The organism is Saccharomonospora cyanea NA-134, assembly GCF_000244975.1.
Taxonomy (GTDB): Bacteria; Actinomycetota; Actinomycetes; order Mycobacteriales; family Pseudonocardiaceae; genus Saccharomonospora; species Saccharomonospora cyanea.
In genome coordinates this window covers 4,899,493-4,923,056 of the sequence record NZ_CM001440.1, presented here as the reverse complement: position 1 = coordinate 4,923,056, position 23,564 = coordinate 4,899,493, and the positions used below count along the sequence as shown (strand labels likewise).

General features: G+C 70.3%; 25 protein-coding genes. 23 read left to right on the top strand and 2 right to left on the bottom strand.

Annotation, left to right across the window (positions count from 1 at the left end; genetic code table 11):
• Positions 1–74: 74 nt before the first annotated feature.
• Positions 75–596, top strand: a complete 522-nt coding sequence (locus tag SACCYDRAFT_RS22960; protein WP_005459851.1) for a gamma carbonic anhydrase family protein — start codon at positions 75–77, stop codon at positions 594–596.
• 45 nt (positions 597–641) lie between these two features.
• On the top strand, positions 642–1,070 hold the full coding sequence (locus SACCYDRAFT_RS22955) for an uL11 family ribosomal protein (RefSeq protein ID WP_005459850.1): 429 nt from the start codon (positions 642–644) through the stop codon (positions 1,068–1,070).
• A gap of 73 nt (positions 1,071–1,143) precedes the next feature.
• On the opposite strand, the gene SACCYDRAFT_RS22950 is transcribed toward SACCYDRAFT_RS22955, so the two are convergent.
• Positions 1,144–1,650 (bottom strand): inorganic diphosphatase, encoded by a 507-nt coding sequence (locus tag SACCYDRAFT_RS22950; protein ID WP_005459848.1) that lies wholly within the window; start codon positions 1,648–1,650, stop codon positions 1,144–1,146.
• A 682-nt stretch (positions 1,651–2,332) separates the two neighbouring features.
• Between SACCYDRAFT_RS22950 and dacB the strand changes: the two genes are divergently transcribed.
• The 13 genes from dacB (at position 2,333) to folK (ending at position 15,201) form a co-directional block, all read left to right on the top strand.
• On the top strand, positions 2,333–3,901 hold the full coding sequence (dacB, locus tag SACCYDRAFT_RS22945) for a D-alanyl-D-alanine carboxypeptidase/D-alanyl-D-alanine endopeptidase (RefSeq protein ID WP_005459846.1): 1,569 nt from the start codon (positions 2,333–2,335) through the stop codon (positions 3,899–3,901).
• 102 nt (positions 3,902–4,003) lie between these two features.
• Positions 4,004–5,071, top strand: a complete 1,068-nt coding sequence (locus SACCYDRAFT_RS22940) for a zinc-dependent metalloprotease (protein WP_005459844.1) — start codon at positions 4,004–4,006, stop codon at positions 5,069–5,071.
• Positions 5,072–5,144: 73 nt separating this feature from the next.
• Positions 5,145–6,164 (top strand): tRNA lysidine(34) synthetase TilS, encoded by a 1,020-nt coding sequence (tilS, locus tag SACCYDRAFT_RS22935; RefSeq protein ID WP_005459842.1) that lies wholly within the window; start codon positions 5,145–5,147, stop codon positions 6,162–6,164.
• A 2-nt stretch (positions 6,165–6,166) separates the two neighbouring features.
• Positions 6,167–6,721: a hypoxanthine phosphoribosyltransferase gene (gene hpt / locus SACCYDRAFT_RS22930; RefSeq protein WP_005459840.1), complete on the top strand. Its 555-nt coding sequence runs from the start codon at positions 6,167–6,169 to the stop codon at positions 6,719–6,721.
• 150 nt (positions 6,722–6,871) lie between these two features.
• Entirely contained in the window at positions 6,872–7,240 is a 369-nt protein-coding gene (locus tag SACCYDRAFT_RS22925) for a hypothetical protein (RefSeq protein WP_005459838.1), read from the top strand.
• A gap of 23 nt (positions 7,241–7,263) precedes the next feature.
• Positions 7,264–8,643: a hypothetical protein gene (locus tag SACCYDRAFT_RS22920; RefSeq protein WP_005459837.1), complete on the top strand. Its 1,380-nt coding sequence runs from the start codon at positions 7,264–7,266 to the stop codon at positions 8,641–8,643.
• Positions 8,644–8,646: 3 nt separating this feature from the next.
• Positions 8,647–9,438, top strand: coding sequence for an ESX secretion-associated protein EspG (locus tag SACCYDRAFT_RS22915; protein ID WP_005459834.1), 792 nt, complete (start codon positions 8,647–8,649; stop codon positions 9,436–9,438).
• A 67-nt stretch (positions 9,439–9,505) separates the two neighbouring features.
• On the top strand, positions 9,506–10,273 hold the full coding sequence (locus SACCYDRAFT_RS22910) for an ESX secretion-associated protein EspG (RefSeq protein ID WP_005459832.1): 768 nt from the start codon (positions 9,506–9,508) through the stop codon (positions 10,271–10,273).
• 205 nt (positions 10,274–10,478) lie between these two features.
• Positions 10,479–12,863, top strand: coding sequence for an ATP-dependent zinc metalloprotease FtsH (gene ftsH, locus SACCYDRAFT_RS22905; protein ID WP_005459830.1), 2,385 nt, complete (start codon positions 10,479–10,481; stop codon positions 12,861–12,863).
• Positions 12,860–13,513 carry a GTP cyclohydrolase I FolE gene (folE, locus tag SACCYDRAFT_RS22900; protein ID WP_005459828.1) on the top strand — a complete coding sequence of 218 codons (654 nt, stop codon included), beginning with the start codon at positions 12,860–12,862 and terminating at the stop codon, positions 13,511–13,513. Before ftsH ends, folE begins: the two co-directional genes overlap by 4 nt.
• On the top strand, positions 13,510–14,352 hold the full coding sequence (gene folP, locus SACCYDRAFT_RS22895; protein ID WP_005459826.1) for a dihydropteroate synthase: 843 nt from the start codon (positions 13,510–13,512) through the stop codon (positions 14,350–14,352). Before folE ends, folP begins: the two co-directional genes overlap by 4 nt.
• Complete coding sequence (gene folB / locus SACCYDRAFT_RS22890; RefSeq protein WP_005459824.1) at positions 14,345–14,713, top strand: dihydroneopterin aldolase; 369 nt, start codon at positions 14,345–14,347, stop codon at positions 14,711–14,713. Before folP ends, folB begins: the two co-directional genes overlap by 8 nt.
• Positions 14,710–15,201: a 2-amino-4-hydroxy-6-hydroxymethyldihydropteridine diphosphokinase gene (gene folK, locus SACCYDRAFT_RS22885; RefSeq protein ID WP_005459822.1), complete on the top strand. Its 492-nt coding sequence runs from the start codon at positions 14,710–14,712 to the stop codon at positions 15,199–15,201. The genes folB and folK overlap by 4 nt, the downstream gene beginning before the upstream one ends.
• A gap of 51 nt (positions 15,202–15,252) precedes the next feature.
• Here the strand turns inward: folK and SACCYDRAFT_RS22880 are convergent, their stop codons facing one another.
• On the bottom strand, positions 15,253–16,185 hold the full coding sequence (locus tag SACCYDRAFT_RS22880) for a MerR family transcriptional regulator (protein ID WP_005459820.1): 933 nt from the start codon (positions 16,183–16,185) through the stop codon (positions 15,253–15,255).
• Positions 16,186–16,273: 88 nt separating this feature from the next.
• Here SACCYDRAFT_RS22880 and SACCYDRAFT_RS22875 point away from each other — a divergent pair, with 88 nt between their 5' ends.
• The 8 genes from SACCYDRAFT_RS22875 (at position 16,274) to SACCYDRAFT_RS22840 (ending at position 23,539) form a co-directional block, all read left to right on the top strand.
• Positions 16,274–16,735, top strand: coding sequence for a DUF3180 domain-containing protein (locus SACCYDRAFT_RS22875; protein ID WP_043537491.1), 462 nt, complete (start codon positions 16,274–16,276; stop codon positions 16,733–16,735).
• A 68-nt stretch (positions 16,736–16,803) separates the two neighbouring features.
• A complete protein-coding gene (locus SACCYDRAFT_RS22870) occupies positions 16,804–18,450 on the top strand; it encodes a DUF6779 domain-containing protein (RefSeq protein WP_005459816.1) in 1,647 nt (548 codons plus the stop codon).
• A gap of 44 nt (positions 18,451–18,494) precedes the next feature.
• The gene (locus tag SACCYDRAFT_RS22865) at positions 18,495–19,697 is read left to right on the top strand and encodes a PrsW family intramembrane metalloprotease (RefSeq protein WP_043536830.1); all 1,203 of its coding nucleotides are present in this window, start codon (positions 18,495–18,497) and stop codon (positions 19,695–19,697) included.
• A 132-nt stretch (positions 19,698–19,829) separates the two neighbouring features.
• On the top strand, positions 19,830–20,726 hold the full coding sequence (locus tag SACCYDRAFT_RS22860) for a Rossmann-like and DUF2520 domain-containing protein (protein ID WP_198285050.1): 897 nt from the start codon (positions 19,830–19,832) through the stop codon (positions 20,724–20,726).
• A complete protein-coding gene (gene panC / locus SACCYDRAFT_RS22855; RefSeq protein WP_005459810.1) occupies positions 20,723–21,628 on the top strand; it encodes a pantoate--beta-alanine ligase in 906 nt (301 codons plus the stop codon). The genes SACCYDRAFT_RS22860 and panC overlap by 4 nt, the downstream gene beginning before the upstream one ends.
• A 30-nt stretch (positions 21,629–21,658) precedes the next feature.
• Positions 21,659–22,168: an aspartate 1-decarboxylase gene (panD, locus tag SACCYDRAFT_RS22850; RefSeq protein ID WP_005459808.1), complete on the top strand. Its 510-nt coding sequence runs from the start codon at positions 21,659–21,661 to the stop codon at positions 22,166–22,168.
• On the top strand, positions 22,169–22,990 hold the full coding sequence (locus SACCYDRAFT_RS22845; RefSeq protein ID WP_005459806.1) for a type III pantothenate kinase: 822 nt from the start codon (positions 22,169–22,171) through the stop codon (positions 22,988–22,990).
• Between the two features lie 201 nt (positions 22,991–23,191).
• Positions 23,192–23,539 (top strand): histone-like nucleoid-structuring protein Lsr2, encoded by a 348-nt coding sequence (locus SACCYDRAFT_RS22840; protein WP_005459803.1) that lies wholly within the window; start codon positions 23,192–23,194, stop codon positions 23,537–23,539.
• The last annotated feature ends 25 nt before the right edge of the window (positions 23,540–23,564 follow it).

Sequence of the window (23,564 nt, the reverse complement as noted above, 5' to 3'; positions counted from 1 at the left end):
CCCTCCACAGCGGAGGGGGCCTCTTCGCATTCCGATGATCGTCGCGGCCACCGCCGGACATTAAGGTGTCACCCATGCCGATGTTCGCCTTCGAGGGCGTGAGCCCCACCGTGCACCCGGAAGCCTGGATCGCCCCGACCGCGACGCTGGTCGGCGACGTCGTCGTGGAGAAGGGCGCGTCGGTCTGGTACGGCGCCGTGTTACGCGGCGACTTCGGCCGGATCGTGGTGCGTGAGGGCGCGAACATCCAGGACAACACGGTGGTGCATGTCAACGACGGGGTGTGCGAGATCGGTCGCGACGCCACCGTCGGCCACTCGTGCATCGTCCACGACTGCACCATCGGGGAGCAGGCGTTGGTCGGGAACGGGTCGATCGTGCTCGACAAGGCCGTGGTGGGCAGGCGGAGCCTCGTCGCGGCTGGTGCCACCGTCACCCCGAACACGCGGGTTCCCGACGAGACGATCGCGAAGGGCAGCCCCGCCAAGAACTTCACCCCGCTCACCGACACCGCCAAGGCGTGGGTGGACCACAACGCCGAGGTCTACCGCGCGCTCGCCCGCCGACACGCCGACGGGATCGAAGAGGTCCGGTAAAAGAACTCGAGTCTCCAGTCGCTGGAGGTCATAGCGTCGCCGCTCGTGGCGACAAGCAAGGCGAAGAAGAAGTTCGAGACCACCCTCCACCTGCCCGCGGGCGACGCGCCTGTGCCCGACATCGGCAAGGCGCTGGGACAGACCGGGGTCAACCTCGTCGAGGTCAAGCGCGCCTACGACGCGGCGACAGCGGGGCAGAGGGGCGACGTCGTCCCCGTCGTGATCACCGTGTTCGAGGACCGCTCGTTCTCGATGCGGTACAAGACGCCCCCGACGTCGCACCTGATCCGCAGGGAACTGGGCGGGCCGGGTTCGGGCAGGCCGGGGCACGAGACGGCTGGGGTGTTGAGCCGCGACGCGCTGCGTCGGATAGCCGAACGCAAGCTGCCGGACCTCAACACCTCGGACGTCGAGGTGGCGATGCGGATCGTCGCGGGCACCGCCCGGTCGATGGGAGTGGCCGTGGAGAGCTGAGCCCACGGCGTCCACAACGAATTCGGGCCCCGTCGCACAGCGCGACGGGGCCCGAATCGGGTTCGGGGACGGCTCACTTCTCGGCGGCCTGCTCCTCCTTGTGAGCGGTCTCGCGCTCGTAGGAGCGCTGGATCTCGGCCTCGGCCTCGGCGCGGCTGGCCCAGGTGGAGCCCTCGACGCTCTTGGCGGGCTCCAGATCCTTGTAGACCTGGAAGAAGTGCTCGATCTCCAGCTTGTGGAACTCGTTGAGGTGGTGGATGTCCCGCAGGTGCTCCATCCGCGGGTCGTCCGACGGCACGGCCAGGATCTTGTCGTCAGGGCCCTTCTCGTCGGTCATGCGGAACATGCCGATAGCCCTGCACCGGATCAGGCAGCCGGGGAACGTGGGCTCCTGCACGAGGACGAGGACGTCGAGCGGGTCGCCGTCCTGGCCCAGGGTGTCGTCGATGAACCCGTAGTCGGCCGGATACTGGGTGGCCGTGAACAGGGTGCGGTCCAGCCGGATGCGCCCCGTCTCGTGGTCCATCTCGTACTTGTTGCGCTCCCCCTTGGGGATTTCGATCGTGACGTCGAACTCCACGCCGTCCTCGCTGCCTGGTCTCTCGCGCCGCTGCTTATCCGGGCGGCTTACACGTGATCACTTCTGTCTTCACTAGTGTGGACCACGCACCGGGTGGGCGTGGCACGCATGGTGTCAAATGTGACGTCTGCCCTCTTGACCGCGAGGAGGGGCTTTGCCTGGCACTGGAGATGGTTCGGGGCCGAGATGGCCGTCCGCCGACCATGATCCCGAGATCGCGCCGCACAATTCTGACTCCTCGTCGAACCAGCCGACAGACAAAGTGAGCATTCCCACGAACCCGGTCGGCAACCCCTCCGGTTCACCGGACGTTCGGGGCCCCTTCACACCACCGCGGACCGAACGGCCGAAAGAGTCACAGTGGTCCCAGCGAACCCAGCAGATCCAGCAGCCCCCGCAGCCCCCGCAGCCGCCGCAGCCCCAGCATTCCCACGAACCGAGCGCGTCGGCGTCGCAGGAGCCACGGCAGCGGCCACCGCGTCAGCCGGATCAGGACGCTGGCGCACGGCAGGCCGCCCAGGAGTCACCGAGGCCGTGGCCACAGGAGCCGGCGGCGCGGTCACCACAGTTCCCGCACCCCGCGCCGCCACGTCCCCGGCCGGGGGCCGTTCCGCCTGCGGGCAGGCAGGCGTGGCCACAGCGCATCGAACCGGCGCCGGAGGGCACCGGGGAGCAGCGAGCTGTGCCCGCGGGTGACCCGCGGCGGGCCGAAGACCGGCCCGCGAACTCGCCTGCGCGTACCGACACGGGTACGCAGGCGGCGGTCCCCGCACCACCGCCGCAGGCCGTCGACCCCGCGGTGTCGAGCGGTGCCGAGCCGCCCGGCGCGGCACCCCCGGCGGAGCCCGCGGGAACCACCTCCGGTAAGCCGCGCCGACGCCTGCTGGTGGCGGTGTCGATCGCCGTGGTGGTGCTGCTGGCCGCGGGTGTCACGCTGGCGTTGCCGGACGTGTCGAACCGGCTCGGCCTGCCGTGGGCGCCGAACGCGCCGCAGGGCGATCCCCCGCAACCCCAGCAGGTGCGCCTCGCGTTGGGCGAGGCGTCGGCCTCCGGCCCCGCTCCCACGCCGGAGGGCGTCGCGGCCGCGATCGGTCAACTCGCCTCCGACTCCGACCTGGGCACTCTCACCGGAAGCGTGGTGGACCCCGCCACTGGCCAGCAGCTCTGGGAGAGTGACGCGAACGCGATAGCCACGCCCGCGTCCACGACCAAGATTCTGGTGGGAGCCGCCGCGTTGCTGGCCCTCGACCACGACATGCGCCTGCCGACGAGGGTCGTGGAGGGTTCCGAGCCGGGCACTGTGGTGCTGGTGGGTGGAGGTGACGTCACACTGTCGTCGCTGCCGAGGGGAGAGCAGTCGATCTTTCCGACCGCGGCGCACCTCGACGACCTCGTGACCCAGGTGGAGAAGGCCACGGGAGGAGACGTCGACCGGGTCGAGCTCGACCTCTCCGCCTACACCGGCCCCGAGACGGGCGCTGGTTGGGCGCCGGAGGACGTGCCGTCGACGTTCATGGTCAGGGTGCAGCCCGCCATGCTCGACGGTGGCCGTTCGAATCCGACGGTCGAGAACTCGATGGGTCGCAGCGACCCCGCGGGCCACCTCGCCCAGGAGTTCGCCGAGCGCGTCGGCGCCGAGGTCGGCGGTGAGACCACCGCCCCGGAGAACGCCAAGGTGCTGGGCGAGGTGTGGTCCGCGCCGGTGGACGAGCTGGTGCGGCACATGCTCGTGGAGTCCGACAACCTGCTGGGTGAGGTCCTGGCGCGACAGGTGGCCGCCGCCGAGGGCAAGGAACAGTCCTTCGACGGCGGTGCCGAGGCCACCCTTGACGTGCTGAGGCGCAACGGCATCGACGTCGACGGTGCCACCCTGCACGACGGCAGCGGACTGTCGCCGCTCAACAAGGTCTCCGCGGCCACCCTCACCCAGGTGCTCGCCATGGCGGCGGGGCCGGACGACGGGAACGAGCTCACGGCGAAGCTCCGCCCGCTGCTGATCGGCCTGCCGGTGGCAGGGGGCAGCGGCACGCTCGCCACGCGTTACGACGAGGAGTCGTCCGAGGCGGGGCGTGGCTGGGTCCGCGCGAAGACGGGAACGCTGACGGGTGTGCACACGCTCGCCGGGGTGCTCCTCACCTCGGACGAGCGGGTGCTGACGTTCGCGCTCATGTCGACCGGTGAGGACTGGGACCGGGCGAGGGCCGCTCTCGACCGCATCGCGGCAGCGCTACGTGGCTGTGGTTGCCGCTGAGGGCGGGTAGCGTCGGAAACCGAGGCACAGCGCGGCGAAAGGACGACACGTGAGCACTCGCAGTACCGGCATCGCGACGTCGACCGAGCCCGAGCAGTCGTCGTGAGTTCCGCGGGCCCGCAGCAGGGCAGGCACCAGAAGCCGCTGGTCGACTGGTCGGTGGCCGCCTCGACCGGCGCCTACCTCGTCAGGGGCGGCCCGATGGTGGAGCCGTCCGAGGCCGAACGCGTCGTCACGGAGCTCCGCGACCTGACCGTGGACGCGGAAGAGCACGTCAGGGCGCTCACCGGGCTCGGAGCCGGCCTGCCGTTGTCTCCCGGTGAGGTCGTCGATCGACCGGGTTGGGTGCGGTCGGCGGCGTCCGGGCTGAACGAACTCACCAGCAGGGCCCTGCCCGGCGACGGGCAGGACGGAGCGCTCGCCCCGCTGGTGGCGGGCAGCGCGGGGGTACAGACGGGTGTGGTGCTGGCGTTTCTCGGCACGCGCGTGCTGGGCCAGTACGACCCGTTCGGTGGGGACGACCACGCGGGCAGGCTGCTGCTCGTCGCGCCGAACGTGGTGGCCGCCCAGCGGGCCATGCGGGTGTCGGGCAGGGACTTCCGCATGTGGGTCTGCCTGCACGAGTGCACACACCGGCTGCAGTTCACCGCGGTCGACTGGCTGCGGGACCACTTCGCCGCCGAGGTCGGCAGGTTGATCACCGGCTTCACCGAGTCGGACGGGCTGGCCACGCTGCTGTCGCGCCTGCCGGACAACGTGCGGAAACTGCGGGAGGGCAACCAGGACGGGTCGCTCGGGCTCGTCGAGTTGGTGCAGACGCCCCGGCAGCGCGAGGCGTTCGACCGTCTGCTGGCCTTGTCCACGCTGCTCGAGGGGCATGCCGACTACGTCATGGACGCGGTGGGACCGAAGGTCGTGCCCAGTGTGGCGACGATCCGACGGCGGTTCACGGCCCGGCGCAAGGGAGGTGGCCCGCTCGACAGGCTGCTGCGGGGTCTGCTGGGCGTCGAGGCCAAGGTGCGGCAGTACGCGCTGGGCTCGACGTTCACCCGCGAGGTGGTGGACGCGGTCGGGATGGACGGCTTCAACGTGGTCTGGACGTCCCCGGACACGCTCCCGAGCAGGACCGAGATCAAGGACCCGAAGGCATGGCTGCGCCGGGTGCACTGAGTCGTGTTCCGCGCCTCCCCCCGACCGGCTGCGCGGGGCCCGGCGCGGCGCTCCGCCCGCTCGGGGACGGCTCATGAAACACGGCCTCGTTCCTCCGGCGCGCCGTCGACTCGACGCGGCGCTGGCGGTGCGCAGGGCGGTGCGGGTCTTCCTCTCCGAACCGGAACCCGCCGCGCACCTGTGCTCGGGCGAGCTCTTCGTGGCGGTGTCGGGTGGTGCGGACTCGCTCGCGCTGGCCGAGGCGGCGGCTCACGTAGGTGAGCGGCGGGGTCTTCGGGTGTGCGCGCTCGTGGTGGACCACCGGCTCCAGCCGGGTTCGTCCAGGGTCGCCGAGCGCGCCGCGGAGGAGGCGCTGCGGCTGGGTGTGCACACGGCGAAGGTGTTGCCGGTGACGGTGGACGGCCCCGGCGGGCCCGAGGCCGCGGCCCGTAGGGCCCGCTACGCGACACTGCGCGAACACGCGGGCGACGAGGCGCTCGTGCTGCTCGGTCACACGCTCGACGACCAGGCCGAGACCGTGTTGCTCGGTCTCGGCAGGGGTTCGGGGGCTCGGTCGCTGGCCGGGATGCGCCCGCTTGAGGTGCCGTGGGCGCGGCCACTGCTCTCGACGCCGCGAGCCGTCACCAGGGCCGCCTGCGAGGAACTCGGGGTCCGGCCCTGGGACGACCCCCACAACGCCGATCCGCGGTTCCGCCGGGTGCGAGTGCGGCGTGAGGTGCTTCCGCTGCTGGAGGACGTGCTCGCCGGCGGGGTGGCCGACGCGCTCGCCCGGACGGCGCGGCAACTGCGTGAGGACTGCGATGCCCTCGACTCGATCGCCTCGGACGTTTACGGCCGGGCGTGCGACGGGGAAGCCCTTCGTGTCGACGTTCTCGGACAGGCGCCGCCGCCGGTGCGGAGAAGAGCACTTCGGAGGTGGCTGTTGCGGGGCGGCGTGCGGGAGTTGACCGACGCGCACCTCCGGTCCGTCGACGACCTCGTGGGTCGGTGGCGTGGCCAGGGCGGCGTTTTCCTACCCGGCGGTGTCGAGGCGCGAAGGACGCATGAAAAGCTCGTTTTGAACAGTTGCCAATCCACCACCCGAGGGAGCTGACCGTGTACGAAGGCGACATCGCCTCCGTGCTCATCACCGAGGAGCAGATCAAGGACAAGGTCGCCGAGCTGGCCGAGAAGGTCACGGCGGACTACCCGACCGAGAAGATGGCGACCGACCTCGTCCTCGTCGGGGTGCTGAAGGGCGCGGTCATGTTCATGACGGACTTCGCTCGCGCGTTGCCGATCCCGGCGCAACTCGAGTTCATGGCGGTGTCGTCGTACGGGTCGGCCACGTCGTCCTCCGGTGTCGTGCGCATCCTGAAGGACCTCGACCGGGACATCGCGGGCCGCGACGTGCTCATCGTTGAGGACATCGTCGACTCGGGGCTGACACTGTCGTGGCTGCTGAAGAACCTCGCCAGCCGGAACCCCGCCTCGCTGAACGTGTGTTCGCTGCTGCGCAAGCGGGAGGCCGTGAAGGTGGACGTGCCGGTGCGCTACGTCGGGTTCGACATCCCCAACGAGTTCGTCGTGGGCTACGGCCTCGACTACGCGGAGCGCTACCGCGACCTGCCGTTCATCGGAACGCTCGACCCCCGCGTCTACTCCTCGTAACGCTCCGGCATCGGCTGCGGATAGTTTCTGCGAACACGGAACCCGAACAGGCGAGAACTCGTCGTAGCGGTACCTCAAGTGCGTTAACCTTAGCGAAGATCGCAGGTGCTGAGCCGAGTCGGGCTGTGCTGGGGACAGGAGAGCGAACACATGCCGAACAGCAGCTATGCGGATGCCGCCGCGTTCCGCGCCGCCGCGGCCAAGGGGCAGGTCGGGGTCGATCCGGATGCCGCGCAGGCCGTCCTGAACAAGATCCGTACCGGTAAGGATGCCGTCGCGGCCCTGCTCGACAACACCGGTTTCCTCGCGGTCTCACCGAAGTTGGGGGCCAACCCGGTCGGCGAGGCCATCGCCAACAAGTTCGCCGAACGGGCCGCGGGGATGAACGACTCCTACGCGCAGGCGCTCCGGAACCTGTACACGCAGTACGACGAGGCAGAACGCGCGATTCTCGAGGCGATGAGCCGCTACGACGACTTCGACACGTCCACCGCCCAGTCGTTGACCGGCCAGCTCTAGACCAGTAGGGGGAAGCGGAAGTCATGTACTCGGACAGAAACTCCTCCGGCGAGCCCACCACGGCGCCGGGTAGGGGATACGGCGCGGGTTCGGCGCCCACGAACGTCGATGCGGTCATGCGCGACGAGAGCGCCGAGGTCGCGGATCTCGTGAACCGCGCGCGCAGCCGTTCCGACGGCTTCCAGTACGGCGACGACCGGGCCATCGGATCGAGGCCGAACTGGGCCGCGAGGGACAGCGAGCAGCTGTACGCGTACGCGACGGTCAACAACGAGCCCGGCACGGCCGAGGAACTGGGCCAGACGTGGGGCAACCACAGCGGTGAACTGTCGAGGATCGCCGACGACCTCTACAACGCCATCAAGGAACTCGGTGCGGCGTGGATCGGTGAGGGTGCCGGTGCCGCGCAGGGCGCGCTGGTGGGTATCGCCAACTCGAGCGCCCAGGCGTCCGAGGCGGCGAAGACCATGCAGGACCGGCTCGGTCAGCAGGCCGCGGCGGCGGCCAAGCTGAAGACGATGCCGCAGCCGAAGGAGTTCGATCCGGGCGCCGAGACGGCCGCCATGCTCTCGGGCGGCCCGGCCGCGATGGTCAAGGACCTGAAGGAGCAGCACGCCGCGGCGCAGGCGGTCAAGGCCCAGCAGATCGCGTTCCTCGAGGCTTACACCGAGGAGCTGTCGCAGATCGACGGCACGACCCCGAGCTTCGGGCCGGAGTCGCTGGGGTTGAAGCCGCTGACCGGCGGTGTCGCGGTGGAGGCCAGGACACTCGGTGCCGTGGGCACTTTCGCGCTCTCCAGCGCCGAGGGCGGTACGCCGTCCGCTCGCGGTGCCACGCCGGGTGTGGCCGCGGTGAGTGCCGGGGTGGACGTCGCCGGCGGTTCCGACGCCGCTCAGGGTGGCCGTGCCCACCACGTCGCGGGCGCGGGCACGGGCGTGGGCGCGGGCCAGATGCCGGCCGCCCCGGCGGGTGGTGGCTTCAACGTCGGGGCCTCGCTCGGCGCGGCGGCGGCCGGTGGTGCTCTCGGCTATGCGGGCCTCAAGGCGACCAAGAGCCTGTCGGCGGGCAAGCGCAGCGGGGCGAAGTCCCCCGCGACCTCCGAAACGGTGGCGTCGGCCAACCAGAGTGGGAGCACGGCGCCCAACGCGGGTACTCCCGTTCCCGTGCAGAACCAGGGTGTCGCCGCCGCGGCCAGTGGTGTGGTGGGTGCCAACCCGCCCGCGACCGCCGCGCCGATGGGCATGGGTGGCATGGGTGCGGCCGGGGCGCGCCCGGAGGAGGAGAAGGAGCACACGCACGCCTCCTTCCTCATCGAACCGGATCCCGACGCCACGTTCGGAGCCACGGAGGCGGCCGCGCCCCCGGTGCTCGGTGCGTGGGGCCCGGACGACGAAGGGCGATAGCACGTGCGTGAACAGCTCACCGAGGTCGAACTCGACTTCCTGTGGGAGTCGAGCGGCCTCGGTGAACTGCCCTACCCGATCACGGTGCGTTCTCACGGCGACACGCTGGAGGAACGCGCCGCCCTTCGTGCCCAGGTGCTCACCGGCCTCGCCCACCGCGGCCTGGCCGACGACAACGGTCGACCCGCGCCGCTGCTCGAAGACGCTTTCGGAGTGTTGGCCACGGCCGAGCTGAGCCTCGATTCCGTGTTGATCAGCGCGCCGAACGCCGAACCGCGCATGGCCGTGGCCGCGGCATCCGGCCCGCACGCCGTGCTCCTCGTGCAGGAGGCCGGGACGGTGTGGCTCGAACGCATTCCCACGGACGGGCTCGCCAGTGCCATCGTCGGTCAGTTGCCCGGCGCGCCGCGGGGCAGGGAAAAGTCGATCAACGTGCCGTTGGAGCAGTTGCTGGCCGGTCCCGGCGCCGACTTCATGCAGCGTCGGCCCACCACGTCCGACGGCAGCACGGCCCGCGCCGACGAGGAGCGCAAGGCGCTCGCGCGGCTGCACGCGCAGGACCGTGAGCGTGGCGGCCAGATCGGCGCGAACGCCAGGGGACGGTCCGGTGGCAGGAGTCGTTCGCCCGTCCTGAGCTGGTTCGACACCGAGACCGGCCGGTACCTGACGCAAGCGAGCCGAGGACCCGACGGCCGCGACTGGATCGTGATCGCGCCGGCGGACGCGCCGACGTTGAGACACCGGCTCTCGGAGATGCTGGCGTCCGTGGCGCAGGCCACCACCGCACGGCTGTGACCCACTATCCTCCGGTCACCCACACCACGAAGTCAGTTTCCGTCGTCGCAGGAGTTCGGGGGACATCGTGTCCGCGCAGGAGTTCTTCACACCGGTCGCCTTCGACATCCTCTGGGAGGAGGTCGGTGCGGGCGAGCTGCCGTACCCGCTGACCGTGCCGTCGCACGGCAGTGACGAGACGGAACGCGCGGCACTGCGCAAGCGCGTCGAGGCGGAGTTGTCGGCGCGGAACATCGCGGGCTCGCCGGTGGAGCAGTGGCTGCACATCCTGGCCCTGCCGTCCGTCAGCATCGACGCGCTGCACATTCCCGAGTTCCGGAAGCGGCCGGTCGCCGCGCTGGCGGCTTCGGACGGCACGCAGGCCGTGCTCGCCGTGCAGGACGCCGACGGCGTTTGGCTGCGCCAGATCTACCTCGACGGGCTCGCGTCCGCGATCGTGGGCCTGCTCCCTCCGGGTCCGCGCGGCACCGAGGCGTCCATCACTCTGCCGCTCGAGACGGCGGTGCGGATCCAGCCGTCCCGCACCGCCGCGGTGAGCGGTGTCTCGGGCAGGCGGGGTGGCCTCGCCGAACGTTCACACGATCCTGCCGAGACGTACGCGCAGCTCATCGCGCAGCCGCGCCTGCGGGGCGGGCAACTCGCCGCCAACAGCCGCGACGACCTGGGCGGCAAGCGGCGCTCGTCCGTGCTCGCGTGGTTCGACACCGCGTCCGGTCGCTACCTCAGCGTGTCCCGCACCGGCCCGGACGGCCGGGAATGGGTCACGGTCGCTCCGGCTGACGCGAAGACCCTCCGCAGCCGTCTCGGCGAGATGGTCGCCGAGGTCACACGCTGAGCCAGGGGAACGCGGGGGAACACGGCGGCGACTCCGGTCGTTGACAAAGACAGCGTCTGGAGCGCCCGGCATCTCACCGGAGCCGGACGGTACGCTGGTGAGACGGTGAACTCCGTAGCGCTCGTGCACTTGTCAACACCGCGACGGCGGACGTCACAACCTACCGCCTAGCCAGGGAGGGTCGAGGCCACCACGGCCGGATCGAATGGACCGCAAGCGCCTGCTCAGGAACCCACTGCTGTGGGTACTCGTAATTCTGCTGCTGTACTTGGGCCTCAGCACCCTCTGGAACAGTGATGACGGCTACAAAGAAGTGCCGACGTCGCAGGCCGTCGAGCAGATCCGCTCCGGCAACGTCGACGAAGCCACGTTGGAGGATCGCGAGCAGCAGCTCAAACTCACGCTGACCGAGCCGATCAGGGTCGACGGCCAGGAGGTCGAACAGGTTCGCACCAGCTTCCCGGCCGGCGCGTCCGACCAGCTCTACAACACGCTCCTCAACGCGGGGACGGACGAGCGCGACGTCAAGTTCAACACCACCGTCACGCAGGAGAGCTTCTTCACCCAGCTGCTGATCTACCTGATCCCGCTGGGCATCCTCGTGCTGCTGCTCATGTGGATGATGAACAGCGCGCAGGGTGGCGGCAACCGCGTGCTCAACTTCGGCAAGTCCAAGGCGAAGCAGCTCAACAAGGACATGCCGACCACCACGTTCAACGACGTCGCGGGCGCCGACGAGGCCGTGGAGGAACTGCACGAGATCAAGGACTTCCTCCAGAGCCCCGCCCGCTACCAGGCGCTCGGCGCCAAGATCCCCAAGGGCGTCCTGCTGTACGGCCCGCCCGGCACCGGTAAGACGCTGCTGGCGCGAGCGGTGGCGGGCGAGGCCGGCGTGCCGTTCTACACGATCTCCGGTTCCGACTTCGTCGAGATGTTCGTCGGTGTCGGTGCCTCCCGAGTGCGGGACCTGTTCGAGCAGGCCAAGCAGAACGCGCCCTGCATCATCTTCGTCGACGAGATCGACGCCGTGGGCCGTCAGCGTGGTGCGGGTCTCGGCGGCGGCCACGACGAGCGCGAGCAGACGCTGAACCAGTTGCTCGTCGAGATGGACGGGTTCGACTCGCGCGGCGGCATCATCCTCATCGCCGCCACCAACCGTCCCGACATCCTCGACCCGGCCCTGCTGCGTCCCGGCCGGTTCGACCGCCAGATTCCGGTGTCGGCCCCCGACCTCGCGGGTCGCAAGGCGATTCTGGAAGTCCACTCCAAGGGCAAGCCGCTGGCTGACAACGTCGACCTCGACGCGCTGGCGAAGCGCACCGTCGGCATGTCCGGTGCCGACCTGGCCAACGTCATCAACGAGGCGGCACTGCTCACGGCGCGGCAGAACGGTTCCGTCATCACCGACGCCGCTCTGGAGGAGTCTGTCGACAGGGTGGTCGGCGGGCCGGCCCGCAAGAGCCGGATCATCTCCGAGCTCGAACGGAAGATCACCGCTTACCACGAGGGCGGGCACGCGCTCGCCGCGTGGGCGATGCCCGACATCGAACCCGTCTACAAGCTGACCATCCTGCCCCGTGGCCGCACCGGCGGGCACGCGCTGATCGTCCCCGAGGACGACAAGCAGCTCATGACCCGTTCGGAGATGATCGGTCGCCTCGTGTTCGCGATGGGTGGCCGCGCGGCCGAGGAGCTCGTGTTCCACGAGCCCACCACCGGCGCGTCCTCCGACATCGAACAGGCCACCAAGATCGCCAAGGCGATGGTGACCGAGTACGGCATGTCGCCGCGGCTCGGTGCCGTGAAGTACGGCCAGGAGCACGGTGACCCGTTCCTCGGCCGGTCGGCAGGCAGGCAGCCGGACTACTCGCTCGAAGTCGCCCACGAGATCGACGAGGAGGTGCGCAAGCTCATCGAGACGGCGCACACCGAGGCGTGGGAGGTGCTGACCACCTACCGCGACGTCCTCGACGACCTCGTGATGGAGGTGCTGGAGAAGGAGACCCTCCAGCGGCGGGATTTGGAGCGCATCTTCGCCACGGTGGAGAAGCGCCCGCGCATCACGACGTTCAACGAGTTCGGCGAGCGGTTGCCGTCCGACAAGCCGCCGATCAAGACCCCGCGCGAGCTGGCGATGGAGCGCGGTGAACCGTGGCCGCCCGAGGGAGAGGGCGACGAGGAACGTCAGCCGGAGCCGGAGCCCACCCCGGTGGCCACCGTGTCCGGTGCGGGCGATCTGCCCGGCGGGCCGCCGCACGGGCAGCCGGAGCCGCCGGCACCGTCGGCTACGTACAATCCGTACGCTCCGCCCGCAGGTGACACCCCGCCCAACGGCAGCCGCAGGAACAACGGCGGTTCGACACCGTGGTCGTCCAACGGTGGCCAACCGGGCAGCGGCGGCAACGCGGGGCCTCCGCACTACGGGGCTCCTCCCGGCTGGACTCCGGCGACGCAGCCGGGCCACCGCGGCTACCCGTGGCGCGACCAGCCCCCCGCGTCGCAGCAGCCGTCGTCTCCGCCGCCTTCGGAGCCGAAGCCATCGACCGAACGCAACGACGACAACGATCAGGACGGCAGCACACCTTCATGATCGGGGAAGGCAGGGACGTGACGGGCAACGGCCACTCTCCCCTCGGGGTGGATGCGGAACTACCCAGGGCCGGTCACGCCGTCTTCGACCAGGAGAGGGCCGAGCGCGCCATCCGGGAACTCCTGCTGGCCTGCGGCGAGGACCCGGAACGTGACGGGCTGAGGGAAACGCCGGCTCGGGTCGCGAGGGCCTATCGCGAGATGTTCGCCGGGTTGTACACCGAACCGGACCACGTGCTGGACCGCACGTTCGACGAGAGCCACGAGGAACTGGTCCTCGTCACGGACATCCCGATGTTCAGTCTCTGCGAGCACCACCTCACGCCGTTCCACGGGGTCGCGCACATCGGCTACATCCCGAACGGCCAGGGCAAGGTCACGGGCTTGTCGAAGCTCGCGCGGCTGGTCGACCTGTACGCCAAGCGCCCGCAGGTGCAGGAACGGCTGACGTCGCAGGTGGCCGACGCGCTGAACCGCAAGCTGCGCCCGCGCGGCGTGATCGTGGTCATCGAGGCCGAGCACCTGTGCATGTCCATGCGTGGTGTCCGCAAGCCCGGCGCCCGCACGACCACCTCGGCGGTGCGCGGGCTGTTGCAGACGTCGGCGTCGTCGCGCGCCGAGGCGTTGCAGCTCATCAAGGGCCGTCGATGACCCACGCGGCGCTGCCCCGGCCGGGACGCTGCGTGGTGATGGGCGTCCTCAACGTCACCCCGGACTCGTTCTCCGACGGCGGGCGCTACCTGAGCAGGGAGGACGCGCTCGCCCACGCCCACGCCATGTGGCGCAGGGGAGCGGACGTCATCGACGTCGGTGGCGAGTCGACGCGACCGGGCTCGGAACGGGTGGACGCCGAGACGGAGTTGGCGCGGGTGCTGCCTGTGGTGAGGACGCTGGCCGCCGAAGGGCTCGTGCTGTCGGTGGACACGACTCGCGCCGCCGTGGCCGCCGCCGCGATCGAGGCGGGTGCACACATCATCAACGACGTGTCGGGTGGTCTCGCCGATCCCGACATGGCGAAGGTCGCTGCCGCCACCGGAGCACCCTGGGTGCTCATGCACTGGCGGGGGCACAGCAGGAACATGAACGAACTCGCCGCCTACGACGACGTCGTGGCCGATGTCCGCGACGAGTTGAGCGCGCGGGTCGACGAGGCCCTCGCCGCCGGGGTGCGGGAGGAAGCCATCGTGCTCGACCCCGGGCTGGGGTTCGCCAAGCACGCCGAGCACGACTGGGCCCTGCTGCACGGTCTCGATGCCGTGCTGTCCCTCGGGTTCCCGGTGCTGGTGGGCGCGTCACGCAAGCGATTCCTGGGACGGTTGCTGGCCGACTCGGAGGGCCAGCCGCGGCCGCCGTCGGGTCGCGAGGTGGCCACTGCGGCCGTGTCGGCGCTGGCCGCGCACTCGGGCGCGTGGGGTGTCCGGGTACACGACGTCGGCGCGTCGTTGGACGCGGTGCGCGTGGCCGAGGCCTGGCGGAGCGGTCGTGCCTGAGGGCGACCGCATCACGCTCACCGGCCTGCGGGTGTTCGGCAGGCACGGTGTCTACGAGCACGAGAAGCGGGACGGGCAGGAGTTCGTGGTCGACCTGACGGTGTGGCTGGACGTCTCCGCCGCGGCTCGTTCGGACGATCTGGCCGACACCGTCAACTACGGTGAACTCGCGCAGCGCGCCGCGGACGTCGTGGCGGGCCCGCCGCACGACCTGATCGAGTGGGTCGCGGGGCGCATCGCCGACGAGGTGCTGCGGGACGAGCGGATCTCCGCCGTGGAGGTCACCGTGCACAAGCCGTCGGCACCGATCCCGTTGACGTTCGCCGACGTGGCCGTGACGGTGCACCGGGACCGGCGATGAGCAGGGCGGTGCTGTCCCTGGGCTCCAACCTGGGCGACCGGATCGACTACCTGCGCCTCGCGGTGGACGGTCTGCGGGACGTGCTCGTGGCCGTGTCGTCGGTGTACGAGACGGCGCCGTGGGGTGTCACGGACCAGCCGGACTTCCTCAACGCCGTCTGCGTCGTCGACGACCCGGAGCGCGACCACTGGGCGTGGCTGCGCACGGCTCAGGAACTCGAACGCCGCGCGGAACGCGTGCGGGAGCGCCGGTGGGGGCCGCGCACGCTCGACGTCGACGTGGTGACGGTGGACGACGTCCGCTCCGACCACCCGGAGTTGCTGCTCCCGCATCCCGGCACTCACGAGCGGGCGACCGTGCTCATCCCGTGGTTGGAGATCGATCCCGACGCCGAGGTGCCCGGCAGGGGCAGAGCCGACGAGTTGCTCGCCGCGCTGCCCGGCGACGATCGCGCCGGTGTGCGCCTGCGTGGTGACCTGGTGCTCTGAGGCGGCTCCCCGTGGGTGGCCGAGTCTCTCTTCCTCGACCACCCACGGCGCTCACCGAGCCGAGACTCGGAGCGCGGCGATGATCCATTCGGCTGCGGGGACCCTGGTGGGCACCGGCGGCCACCCGTTGATGACGGCGAGCAGCTGCCAGTACCGCTCGGCTCGCCGGTCGGTGCCGTCGTCGATCCAGTCGGCCAGCGTGCGCCGCAGTTCGGGAGTGTCCTTCTGCCCGGGCTCGGCCCCCGCCTTCGCGATCTCGGCGGCGAGCTCGGCGCCCACGGGGGAGTCGGGGGACAGCCCTTCGTCCAGAGCCTTCTGCGCCCGCTCGCTCCAGTCGCCCCAGTGCTCGGCCTGGGCCTTCGACAGGGCGTCGATGGCGCCGTCGCGCTCGCGGATCGCTTCGGACTGCCGCTCGCCCATGCCGCGGATCAACCTCCGGAAGTCGGCGTCCTGGACCAACTCCGCGAACTCGATCCACGCCTCGAGCTGTTCGGGCGTCGGGTCGTCGGGCAGCTCGGGCTTGCACTGGCGCATCCGGGCGTAGAACTCCGAGTCCACGTCCAGACCTTCGAAGACCTCGTCCCAGAAGTCGTCGACCAGCCGCTTCCGCTCCTCGTCCGACATGGACGCGAGTTTGTCCATCAACTTCACCTCATCCAGTGCTGAATGTCGTTTCGTGACCGCACGCAGGACAGCTCGTCTCAGCCGGAGCACGCGGATCTGCTCGTCGAGCACCTCCACGTGTTTCGCGGCGACCTCGGGCAGGGTGTCCGCCTGCGCGAGCACGGTCTCGACCTCGGCGAGCCCGATGCCGAGTCCGCGCAGCGTCCGGACCAGCTCGAGCTTGGCCAGTGCGTGCCCGTCGTAGAGCCGGTAGCCCGCGGGCGTGCGGTCGGTCGGGGGCAGCAGGCCCTCGTCGGAGTAGAACCGGATGGTCTTGACCGGCAGTCCGGTGCGCCGGGACAGCTCTCCGATCGTGAACACGCTCGCCCCCTCTTTTCGAAACCAAGGGTGGAGTCTCCAGTCGGTGGAGAGTCAACCACCTGGTTCGATCCTGGGTACGGTGGTGACCATGCATTTCACGCGGGCACGGGATCTCCTCGTTGCCGTGGTGATCGGTTTCGGCGTGACGTTTCCCCTCTTCCGTGTGGCGTTCGGGTCGCTGCCAGACCTGCCGACGCTCGCGGGTGTGACGCTGCTCGTGCTGGCGCTGGGGGAGTTGGTTCTCGCGTTCGCGATCCGCTCCCGTATCAAGGGACACCGGGTGGAGTCGGGCATCGGCATCGCCAGGGCGGTGGCGCTGGCCAAGGCCTCGTCACTCCTGGGGGCTCTGATGGTGGGGGCGTGGCTCGGCGCGCTCGCCTACCTCGCACCACGTTCGGGTGAGATCTCGGCAGCGGCGGAGGACGTTCCCGCAGCCATCGTCGGTGCGTGCTGCGCGGCCGCGCTCATCGGCGCGGCCCTCTGGTTGGAGCACTGTTGCCGCGCACCGAAGAACGGCGATCGGGACCCCGATCGGCCGTCGACCGGTTAGCGCACACGGAGCACCGCTCGAAGTACCGGAAAGGTCTCGGATGGATCACTGGAAGGTACGGTGTGGGCATGACTGGCGTGGGTGACGACTCGCGGGACCGTTCGGCGACGAAGCCGTGGCTGGCTGTTGGCTTTCTGCTCGCCATCGGCGCCACCCTCGCCCTCGTGCTGACCGACGACCTGCGGTGGATCCGGCTCGCCGTCGTCGCCGCGCTGTGGGCGGCGCTCATCGGCGCCCTCATGGCGGCGAAGTACCGCAAGCAGGCGGCGCTCAACGAGAAGTCGGTCACCAAGGCCCAGAAGATCTACGAGCTCGAACTGCAGAAGGAGATCGCCGCCAGGCGGGAACACGAGCTGGAGGTCGAGGCGGAGACCCGGCAGCGGATCGAGGCGGAACGACGCGACGAGCTCGAAGCCCTGCGCGAGGAGCTGCGCAGCCTGCGTGACAACCTGCAGAACCTGTTCGGTGGTGAGGTGCTGTGGGAGCGCGTGGCGTTGACGGCGCAGTCCACCCGTATGCGCAAGCTCGGCGACGACCAGCGGCTCGTGACGGCGAACGAGGCGGCGGGCGGGCGGCCCGCCATCACGGTGGGGGCGGACTCCGCCGATCCTGCCGACGCGCTCGACTCGCCCACCGAGATGATCGACCGTGTCCAGGACCTCGACGCGGAACCAGCGGAGGACCAGGCCGACGAGCCGGTGGTGGCCCGTGCCGAGCATCCCCGGCGCCGGGAGCCCGGCAGGCCGCGTTCCCGGTTCGTGCCGCGTCCGTCGCGTCCCGCGGAGGACAGCGGCCCGACCCAGAAGCCCGCGGACCCGCCCACGCGCCGGGTGCAGCCGAGGCCGGGTGCGGCGATGGCGCGGGCCAGTGAGGCGGCCAGCCGCGCACGGGCGGAGATGTCGCGCCCGCATCAGCGTCCCGTCGCGAGGCCGGGCGGCAAGCCCACCTCCGCCTACTCGCCGCATCGCGCTCCCGAGAGCGAGCCGTCCAGCACGCCGGTCGAGCGGTCCCGGCCCGCCATCACGCCGGTGAAGGGCGCGGTCGCGCGGTCGCTCGATCCCGGCGGCACGCCGCCCACGCGGGAAACACGGCCTGCGGTGGAGGAGGCGCCGACCCGCACCCAACGTCCCGTGGACGCCAGGACGGCCGTGACGCCGCCGGTCGGGGGCCGCCCCGGCAAGCCGCCGGTGCGCCGGGGGACACCCGACGCCCCGGCTACGGAGGTCCGCAAGCCGGTCGAGGCGCCTCGGCGCGCTCCGGCCGAGCCCGAGCCGGTGGAATCCGCGGTCGAGGCCACCGTGGCCGAGCGGGCCCAGGTGCCCGCACCCGTGCAGCCCGAGCCGAACGCGACGCTGCCCACTGAGATCGGGGGCGCGCGCCGCTCCGGAGGGCGGAAACGGCGGACCGAGCCGGACGATGCGGCGCCGGCCTCCGGTGGTGGCAGGCGCTACCGTGCCGACGACGAGGAACCCGCGTGGATGTCGGCCGTGCCCTCGGGCGGTTCCCGTCACTCGCGGTCCGCCGCGGATTCCGCCGCGGATTCCGATGCGGAGGGCCCCGCTTCCTCCGGCGGACGTCGGCGAGCGCCCGAGTCCTCGGAGAGCGACGCCGAACCCGCGGGCTCGCACGCCGAGGGACGTTCGGTGAGCGAGCTGCTCGCGGCCTACGGCGCGAGCGGTTCCACGCCTCGCAGGCGCCGCCGCGCCGCCGACTGAGAACTGGCCGGGCGGTGGTCGGAGGCTGCCGCTAAGGTGCCCGCGTGAGGGGAGCCATCACCGACCGGACACCGTCGACGCCGCCACCGCTGCGCAGGCACTCGCCACGGCGGGTGACCGTGCTTCTACCCGTGGCCGGGATCATGGGACTCGCGTTGTCGGGTCTGCTCGTGCTGGGCCTGGCCACCGTGCGCGTGGGCGTGCTCGCGGTGCTCATCGGCGTGGTCGTCGCGGTGGTTCCGGTGCTGGCCGTGGTGGCGGCGTTTCTGTGGATCGACCGCTGGGAGCCGGAACCGGCGAAGCTGCTGCTGTTGACGTTCGCGTGGGGCGCGTGTGTCGCGACCCTGACCGCCCTGCTGGTGAACGACACCGCCGAGGCGGTGGGTGACCTGCTGCTGGGTACGGGCAACGGCGGCAAGGTGAGTGCCCTGGTGTCCGCTCCACTCGTCGAGGAGGCCGTCAAGGCCGTGCCGGTGATCGCGCTCATGCGACGCCGTTCGCACGAGTTCGACGGCGTGGTCGACGGCATCGTGTACGCGGGACTCAGCGCGGCGGGCTTCGCGTTCATCGAGAACGTCTACTACTTCGGGCGGGCGTTCGTGGAGCACGGCTTCGGCGACGGTATGTCGACGGGCGTGTTCGCGGCGTTCATCCTGCGCGGGCTGCTGTCGCCGTTCGCCCACCCGCTCTTCACGGTGCTGATCGGTATCGGCGTCGGCCTGGTGGTGCACTCGGGCAACCGGAGCATGAAGATCATGCTTCCGCTCGGCGCGTACGTCGGGGCGGTGCTGCTGCACGCGCTGTGGAACGCCTCCGCCACGCTCGGCGGAGCCGATGTGTTCCTCAACGTCTACTTCCTCATCATGGTCCCCATCTTCACGGCGGTGGTGTTGATCATGGTGTGGCAGCGGAGGCGGGAGCAGCGCATCATCGCGGCCACCCTGCCGGGGATGGCCGAGGCGGGATGGATCGCGCCGTCGGAGGTGCCGCTGCTGGCCGATCTCAGCGGCCGCAAGAAGTGGCGCAGGCAGGCTCGCCGGGAGTCCGGCCGGGCAGCGGCCAGGGCGGTGGACGCCTACCAGGCGGCGGTGACGGAGCTCGCGTTCGCGCGGCGCTGGGAGGGCTCGCCTGCGTCGGAGCGGATGCGTACGGCGTACCTGTCCAAGCGTCAGGCCGCGCTGCTGGCGGTGCTGAAGCAGACGAGGGCCGAGGCCGTGCGGCTCGCCAGACGCGGCGCCGACGGGTGAAGCTGGTCACCTCGTGGGCGTGCGACCGTGTCGATCGGGCTAGTCTCGCGCCGTCGTCTGGTACCCGCGAAGCAGAGCGGGACTGGAACGAGCTTGGGAGTCTTGTGCGATGAGCGTCCAGTGGGGCACGCGGTGACCCGCCCCGCGCGGCTCGCTGTGGGTGTGGTGTCGGCGGGCAGGGTCGGTAGCGTGCTGGGCGCCGCGCTCGCCCGAGCCGGTCATTCCGTGGTCGCCGCCTCCGGCGTGTCCGACGCGTCTGTGCGGCGAGCGGAACGGTTGCTGCCCGGGGTGCCCCTGCGGCCTCCGGACGAGGTGGTGAGCAGCGCCGACCTCGTGTTGCTCGCGCTGCCCGACGACGTCCTCGGGCCCATGGTGGCTGGCCTGGCGAACGCGGGTGCGTTCCGGGCGGGCCAGATCGTCGTGCACACGTGCGGTGCCCACGGCATCGACGTGTTGCGGCCCGCGGTGGAAACAGGAGCGCTACCGCTGGCGTTGCATCCGGTGATGACCTTCACCGGAGCGCCCGAGGACCTGCAGCGCCTCGACTCGTGCAGCATGGGCGTCACCGCCGCGGACGGTGACGAGGCGGCCTGGAACGTCGGCGAGGCGTTGACCATGGAGATGGGCGCGGAGCCGGTGCGCATCCCGGAAGCCGCGCGGCCCCTTTACCACGCCTCTCTCGCGCACGGAGCCAACCACCTCGCGACGCTGGTCGCGGACTGTGTGGAATTGTTACGGCACAACGGCGTCCGTGATCCCGAGCGCCTCCTCGCCCCGCTGTTGTCCGCCGCGCTCGACAACGCTCTGAGGCACGGTGACCGCGCGCTCACCGGACCGGTCGCGCGAGGAGACGTGGGAACCGTGCGGACACACCTGCGGGTGCTCGGTGAGCGAGCCCCCGAGCTGCGTTCCGCCTACACCGTGCTGGCCCGAAGGACGGCAGCCAGAGCGAGCCAGGCAGGCCTGCTCGGAGGAGACGCCGCCCGCGAGATCGCCGACCTGCTCGACAACGGACGTGAGGGCACGTGACGAGACCGAAGACGACACCCCAGTTCACCCGTGGCCGGGTGAACGTCTACCGCAAGCCGGACGACGTGCGCCAGGTCACCGCGGCACTGCGCTCGGTGGGCCGCAACGTGGCGCTCGTGCCGACGATGGGCGCTCTGCACGAGGGCCACAAGGAGCTGCTGCGCAGGGCGAAGCGCCTGCCCAACACGGTCGTGGCCGCGTCGATCTTCGTCAACCCGCTCCAGTTCGGCGAGGGCGAGGACTTCGACGCCTATCCACGCACTCTGGACGCCGACCTCGACGTGCTGGACGACGCGGGTGTGGAGATCGCCTTCACGCCCGGTGCCGAGGATCTGTACGCGCCTGACTCGGCGGTCACGGTGCATCCGGGGCCGCTCGGCGACGAGCTCGAGGGCGCGTTCCGGCCCGGGCACTTCGCGGGTGTGCTCACCGTGGTGGCGAAGTTGTTCAACATCGTCCGCCCGCACTACGCGTTCTTCGGGGAGAAGGACTACCAGCAGCTCGTTCTCATCAAGCGCATGGTGGAGGACCTCGACCTCGACGTTCGGGTGCTGGGAGTTCCCACCGTCCGCGAGCCGGACGGGCTGGCGCTGTCGTCGCGCAACGCCTATCTGTCCCCCGAACAGCGGGAGCTGGCCGTGGTGCTGTCGGCGGCGCTCGTCGCGGGTGCCCACGCGGGAGCGCGAGGCCCGGAAGCCGTGCTCGACGCGGCGAGGAGCACCCTCGCGGCGCGTCCCGAGGTGGTCGTCGACTATCTGGAGCTGCGGGGTACGGACCTGGGGCCACCGCCCGCCGATGGTGAAGCGCGGCTGCTGGTCGCCGCCAGGGTCGGTAGCACCAGGCTCATCGACAACGTCGGGCTCCTGATCGGCACGGCAGCCGAGTACGGCATCGAGCAGTGAGGACGCAGGGGTAGAGGAGGGCGTGCCGCCATGTATCGAACGATGCTCAAGTCCAAGATCCACCGGGCGACGGTGACGCAGGCGGACCTGCACTACGTCGGGTCGGTCACGGTCGACCGGACGCTGATGGAAGCGGCAGACCTGCTGCCAGGGGAGCAGGTCGCCATCGTCGACGTCACCAACGGTGCGCGGCTGGAGACCTATGTCATCGAGGGTGAGCGGGACAGCGGTGTGCTGGGCATCAACGGCGCCGCTGCCCACCTCGTCCATCCCGGCGACATCGTCATCCTGATCGCGTACGGCCAGATGGACTCGGCCGAGGCCGCGTCCTTCACCCCGCGGATCGTGTTCGTCGACGGCGAGAACCGCATCGTCGAGGAGGGAGGCGATCCCGCCTCCGTTCCCGAGGGGTACGGGCTCACGAGCGGGGCCGGGGAAACCGCGTCCGCCGGTGTCGAGAGCGCACGTGGTGCCGTGCTGCCGATGGCGGAGACGGCCGACGCCGCGCGGCTCGACGCGCTGCTGCACGCGGAGAACTGATTGCTGCTCACCGTCGACGTCGGCAACTCCAACATCGTGCTCGGTCTGCACTCCGGCCGTGGTGAGAACGCGCGGTTGGTGCGTGACTGGCGTATGCGGACCGATCCGCGCATGACGGCCGACGAGATGGCGCTCACCATGCGCGGGTTGCTCGGCCCGCACGCCGACGCCGTCACGGGGATCAGCGCCTTGTCGACGGTGCCCGCCGTGTTGCGGGAGCTGCGGGTGATGCTCGACCGCTACTACCCGGAGACCCCGAAGATCATCGTGGAGCCGGGCGTGCGCACGGGTGTTCCGCTGCTCGTGGACAACCCGAAGGAGGTAGGCGGCGATCGGCTCGTCAACACGCTCGCTGCCCACCACCTGCACAACACGGCCTGTGTCGTGGTCGATTTCGGCACCTCGACCAACGTGGACGCGATTTCGGCCAAGGGCGAGTTCCTCGGCGGGGCGTTCGCGCCGGGGATCGACATTTCGGTCGACGCTCTCGCTTCCCGAGCGGCCGCGTTGCGGAAGGTGGAACTCGTCAGACCCCGGTCGGTGATCGGCAAGAACACCGTCGAGTGCCTTCAGTCCGGCATTCTGTACGGTTTCGCGGGCCAGGTGGACGGCCTCGTCAGAAGGATCGCGCGTGAGCTGGCGGGCGCCTCCGGCGAGCCGGTGGAAGTGATTGCCACCGGCGGGCTGGCCCCGCTCGTGATCGGGGAGTCGGAAACCATCACCGAACACGTGCCAGATCTCACCCTGTTGGGCCTTCGCCTCGTTTTCGAGAGGAACACCGCCGAGAGGAACACCTCGTCGGGCCGGCGCCCCCGCCCGTGAGCACGGGACGCCCGTTTTCCTGCGACTTCGGCGAGAGCGGTGATTGTGTTGCCCGCATAAGGGCGTAGTCAACGGCCGACACAATCACTGAAGTTGATTTGCGTTATTCTACGCGGACGGGTAACAATATGCTCGGTCAAGGCTTTTGGCTCGGGCGTGGGCACCACGTGATCTCAGCATGTCCCAAGCAGGAGGAATAAGATGGCGCAGAAGGTCCTTGTGTCCCTCGTGGACGACCTGGACGGGTCGGAGGCCGACGAGACGGTCGAGTTCGGTCTTGACGGGGTCAGCTACGAGATCGATCTCTCCGCCGAAAATGCGGAAGAATTGCGTGACGCCCTTGCTCAGTACGTTGAGCACGCTCGCAGGGCCGGTGGCCGGAAGAGGTCGTCGAGCAGGAGCGCCGTGAAAGCGCCCGCTCGCTCGGCCGCCGTGGACCGCGAACAGAACCAGGCAATTCGTGCGTGGGCGCGGAAGAACGGTTACGAGGTCTCAGATCGTGGACGCATCCCGTCCGAGGTCGTCGAAGCCTACCACCGCAGGAACTGAAAGACGTCGTGACGTATGGCCTCCC

Coding starts and splice junctions, on each gene's coding strand:
- tilS (WP_005459842.1), top strand. CDS start 5,145: ATGAAACACGGCCTCGTTCCTCCGGCGCGCCGTCGACTCGACGCGGCG.
- SACCYDRAFT_RS22870 (WP_005459816.1), top strand. CDS start 16,804: ATGACTGGCGTGGGTGACGACTCGCGGGACCGTTCGGCGACGAAGCCG.
- folE (WP_005459828.1), top strand. CDS start 12,860: ATGATCGGGGAAGGCAGGGACGTGACGGGCAACGGCCACTCTCCCCTC.
- panD (WP_005459808.1), top strand. CDS start 21,659: ATGTATCGAACGATGCTCAAGTCCAAGATCCACCGGGCGACGGTGACG.
- SACCYDRAFT_RS22960 (WP_005459851.1), top strand. CDS start 75: ATGCCGATGTTCGCCTTCGAGGGCGTGAGCCCCACCGTGCACCCGGAA.
- SACCYDRAFT_RS22875 (WP_043537491.1), top strand. CDS start 16,274: ATGCATTTCACGCGGGCACGGGATCTCCTCGTTGCCGTGGTGATCGGT.
- folK (WP_005459822.1), top strand. CDS start 14,710: ATGAGCAGGGCGGTGCTGTCCCTGGGCTCCAACCTGGGCGACCGGATC.
- folP (WP_005459826.1), top strand. CDS start 13,510: ATGACCCACGCGGCGCTGCCCCGGCCGGGACGCTGCGTGGTGATGGGC.
- ftsH (WP_005459830.1), top strand. CDS start 10,479: ATGGACCGCAAGCGCCTGCTCAGGAACCCACTGCTGTGGGTACTCGTA.
- SACCYDRAFT_RS22925 (WP_005459838.1), top strand. CDS start 6,872: ATGCCGAACAGCAGCTATGCGGATGCCGCCGCGTTCCGCGCCGCCGCG.
- SACCYDRAFT_RS22840 (WP_005459803.1), top strand. CDS start 23,192: ATGGCGCAGAAGGTCCTTGTGTCCCTCGTGGACGACCTGGACGGGTCG.
- SACCYDRAFT_RS22920 (WP_005459837.1), top strand. CDS start 7,264: ATGTACTCGGACAGAAACTCCTCCGGCGAGCCCACCACGGCGCCGGGT.